The following is a 3,346-nucleotide window of genomic DNA, read 5'->3' on the forward strand; positions in this document are numbered from 1 at the left end:
CCCCCTGGCGGAGCGGGCCACCCGCGAGAACGCCCTCCTGAACGGCCTGGGCCCCTCAGGGCTGGCGGTCACCACGGGATCGGCGGAGGCCCTGGTGGCCCTGCTGGGGGGGCGTCCGGCGGACCTGCTGCTGTGCAACATCCTGGCGCCGGTGATCGAGGCCCTGATTCCCTGGTTCGAGCACCTGCTGAGCGCGGGCGGCGTGGGCCTGCTCAGCGGCCTGCTGGTGGATCAGGCCCCAGGCCTGGAGCGGGATCTGGCGGCCGCGGGCTGGCGGGTGGAGGGGCGGGTCGCGCAGGACCGCTGGGGCCTGCTGCGGATCCGTTCGGCAGCGGATGTTGCATAAGGCACGCTGATCTGTGTCCTGGCTTTGATTGGGCTTCCCGGCCTGCGAGCCCAAGATCGCCGGGAAAGCCCCCTGTCGGATGTAGGAAGGGCGGGTCCTACAGGCCCTGGCTGCCGGGCGTCTGTGAGCTCCAATCTCTTCCATGGCTTCCTACAAGGTCACCCTCGTCAATGAGAGCGAGGGGCTGAACAAGACCATCGAGGTTCCCGACGACCAGTACATCCTCGACGCCGCCGAAGAGCAGGGCATTGACCTGCCCTACTCCTGCCGCGCCGGCGCCTGCTCCACCTGCGCTGGCAAGCTCACCGCCGGCACCGTTGACCAGTCGGACCAGAGCTTCCTCGACGACGACCAGATCGAGGCCGGCTTCGTCCTCACCTGCGTCGCCTACCCCACCTCCGACTGCACCATCAAGACCCACACCGAAGAAGAGCTCTACTGAGCTCCTCGCCGGGCGGTCCGCTCGGATCGCCCCCTTGAACCCCGCGTTCCTCTCCGCCACCCTCAGGGGTGGCTTTTTCATGTCACTCCAGGTGGACACCGTGCTGGCCTCCGGCAGCGAGCATCCCAGCCCCGGCGGCCAGTACAGCTACCGGGTCCTGGGCCCCTGCTGCCGCCTGTTCGATCGGGAGGAGCTCCCCTGGCCCTGCTGCCGCCTGGCCTGGCGCAGCAAGGAGCCCAGCTGGCGCCGCGTCGGCCGCCGCTTCGTGCCCGACCTGGCCGCCCGCCGCTGCCCCTCCTACGCCGTGGAGCTGCTGCAGCCGGGGGCCCGCCCCACCCGCACCGTGATCACCCTGTTCCCCCAGCGCCTGGCCCCCGCCCTGCAGGAGTGGTGGTACAGCAAGCTGCCGGGGTCGCTGGAGGCCGGCAACCTGGCCCCGCCGGTGCCGGCCCCCTGAGCCGCCCACGTCCAGGCACAAAAAAACCGGCCGGCACAGGGCCGGCCGGCAGCGTGGGCCGGGCGATCAGAAATAGATCTTGCCGCCGCCCCACTGGATGCCCTGAACCTTGGGGGCCACCAGGATGTAGCCGGCGATCAGGCGCAGGTCCTCGTCGTCCAGATCGCGCATCTTCACGAACACGTCGCTGCTGCGCAGGCTGGGATGCACATCCGCGATGCTGTATTCCCCGTCATAGGAGGTGGGGTCCTTCATGTAGTCGACCAGGGCATCCACCGAGTCCCGGGCCGGGGTCGCCAGGGCGAGGGTCTCGGGATCCAGGCCCACGTTCTGGTTGGTCTTGGTGATCCCACCGGCGTGGCAGGTGCCGCAGCTTTCGTTGAAGAGCTTGCGGCCGGTCTTGACCTCCTTCTCGCTGAAGGTCACCAGGGTGCCGTCCGGAGAGGCGGGCACGGTGAGGTCCTCGGCGCTCCACTGGGCCGCGACCGCGGGACCCGCGAAACAGACCAGCAGGGCCAGGGGAAGGATCAGCAGCGTCCGGGCCACGGCACGGAGGGCGGCGCGAAGGGGAGCGGTGCGAAGGAGGGGGGCCATGGGAGAAGCCGGCGGAAGGGCGGTCGGACCGCAACTGAGACCTTGTATCACGGGCGACGGGTCCCCCGGAACCGAATCACGCGAACTGTTGCAGGCTCAGTCCGCCGTCCCCACCGAGAGGCTGAGGAAGTCCTTCGCCACCACCGTCTCCGGGAAGATGGCCCGGGCCTCGGCCACCAGATCGTCGGGGGTCATGGGATTCCCCGCCACGTAGCGGGGGCTCAGGTGGGTGAGCACCAGCTGCTTCACCCCCGCCTCCAGGGCGGTCTGGGCGGCCATGGTGCTGGTGGAGTGCTGGCGGGCGATGGCCAGCTCCGCCTCGCCATGGGAGAAGGTGGACTCGTGGATCAGCAGGTCGGCGCCGCGGGCCAGGGCCACCGCCGCCTCGCTGAACACGGTGTCGGTGCAGTAGACGACGCTGCAGCCAGGCCGCGGCGGTCCGCACAGGGCCTCACCGCGGATCACCCGGCCGTCATCGAGGGTGACGCTGCGACCCGCCTTGAGCTCGGCATAGACCGGCCCGGGGGGAATGCCCAGGGCCTTGGCCCGCTCCACGTCGAAACGGCCGGCCCGGGGCTTCTGATCCACCCGGTAGGCGTAGGCCGGCACCCGGTGGGTGAGCGGCGTGCAGCGCACCGTGATGTCGTCGTCATCGAGCACCAGGGTGCCGCGGGCGGCGGCCTCCTTCACCCGGTGGGTGCGCAGGGGATAGCCGATGCGGGTCGAGGAGGTCCGCAGTACCCCCTCCAGGTAGTCGCGCAGCGGGTCCGGTCCGTAGAGATCGATGCCGGCGCAGCTGCCCGCCAGCCCCAGGCTGGCCAGCAGCCCCGGCAGACCGAAGACGTGGTCGCCGTGCATGTGGGTGACGAAGATCCGCCGCAGCTGGGACACCCGCAGGTCGCTGCGCAGGAACTGGTGCTGGGTTCCCTCACCACAGTCGAACAGCCACAGCTCGGCGCGCTGAGGCAGCCGCAGGGCGACGGCGGAGACGTTGCGGGAGCGGGTGGGAACGCCGGAACTGGTTCCCAGGAAGGTGACCTGCACACCCTGGCTGCCGCAGAGCGCATGCTGCCACGGCGCCGGCCGCACCGTCGTCCCGCCCTCCATGGCGCCAGCCGGTGCTCTGGCTGGCGCCATGGCATCGACAGGATGACCCGTCCAGAATGACCCGTTGTCGCTCGCGCACCCTCGTGACCCTCCTCCGTTTCGGATGGCGCGCCGGCCTCTCGCTGGCCCTGCTTCCCGCCGCCGTCGCGGCGCCGGTCCCCACGGAGGCGAGGGCGCCGGCTCCGGTGGTGCGGGTGCTGCTGCGGGAGGCCCCCACCCTGGAGCTGGAGGCCGGCAGCACCGTGCTGCGCCTCGGTGACGCCAGCGGGCGCACCCTGGTGAAGCTGGCGCCGGGGGCACGGCTGCAGCTCGTGCGCAGCGGGCCGGCCCTGGAGGCCAGGCTGGAGGGACCGACCGGGCCGCCCCGCCGGGTGGCGCTGCCATCGGGCCAGGCCTGGAT

Annotated in this window: 5 protein-coding genes and 1 pseudogene; 4 read left to right on the plus strand and 2 right to left on the minus strand. The window is 71.2% G+C overall.

The window, feature by feature from the left end:
- From VB737_RS15820 to VB737_RS15830, 3 genes are all read left to right on the plus strand, one after another.
- Nucleotides 1-346, plus strand: a 346-nt coding sequence (locus tag VB737_RS15820; protein WP_500314359.1) for a 50S ribosomal protein L11 methyltransferase, incomplete at its 5' end; no start/stop codon positions are given.
- 142 nt (nt 347-488) lie between these two features.
- Nucleotides 489-788, plus strand: a complete 300-nt coding sequence (locus VB737_RS15825) for a ferredoxin (protein WP_094585612.1) — start codon at nt 489-491, stop codon at nt 786-788.
- Nucleotides 789-867: 79 nt separating this feature from the next.
- The gene (locus tag VB737_RS15830; RefSeq protein ID WP_500314365.1) at nt 868-1,245 is read left to right on the plus strand and encodes a DUF8632 family protein; all 378 of its coding nucleotides are present in this window, start codon (nt 868-870) and stop codon (nt 1,243-1,245) included.
- Nucleotides 1,246-1,311: 66 nt separating this feature from the next.
- Here the strand turns inward: VB737_RS15830 and psbV are convergent, their stop codons facing one another.
- Both psbV and rnz read right to left on the minus strand, forming a co-directional pair.
- Nucleotides 1,312-1,839 (minus strand): photosystem II cytochrome c-550, encoded by a 528-nt coding sequence (gene psbV / locus VB737_RS15835; RefSeq protein ID WP_500314361.1) that lies wholly within the window; start codon nt 1,837-1,839, stop codon nt 1,312-1,314.
- 96 nt (nt 1,840-1,935) lie between these two features.
- A complete protein-coding gene (gene rnz / locus VB737_RS15840; protein WP_500314363.1) occupies nt 1,936-2,883 on the minus strand; it encodes a ribonuclease Z in 948 nt (315 codons plus the stop codon).
- 146 nt (nt 2,884-3,029) lie between these two features.
- Between rnz and VB737_RS15845 the strand changes: the two are divergent.
- Nucleotides 3,030-3,346, plus strand: a pseudogene (locus VB737_RS15845) (SpoIID/LytB domain-containing protein); the annotation flags it as partial.

It is taken from the genome of Synechococcus sp. BA-120 BA3 (genome assembly GCF_034931285.1).
Lineage (GTDB): Bacteria > Cyanobacteriota > Cyanobacteriia > PCC-6307 > Cyanobiaceae > Cyanobium.

Coding starts and splice junctions, on each gene's coding strand:
- VB737_RS15830 (WP_500314365.1), top strand. CDS start 868: ATGTCACTCCAGGTGGACACCGTGCTGGCCTCCGGCAGCGAGCATCCC.
- VB737_RS15825 (WP_094585612.1), top strand. CDS start 489: ATGGCTTCCTACAAGGTCACCCTCGTCAATGAGAGCGAGGGGCTGAAC.
- psbV (WP_500314361.1), bottom strand. CDS start 1,839: ATGGCCCCCCTCCTTCGCACCGCTCCCCTTCGCGCCGCCCTCCGTGCC.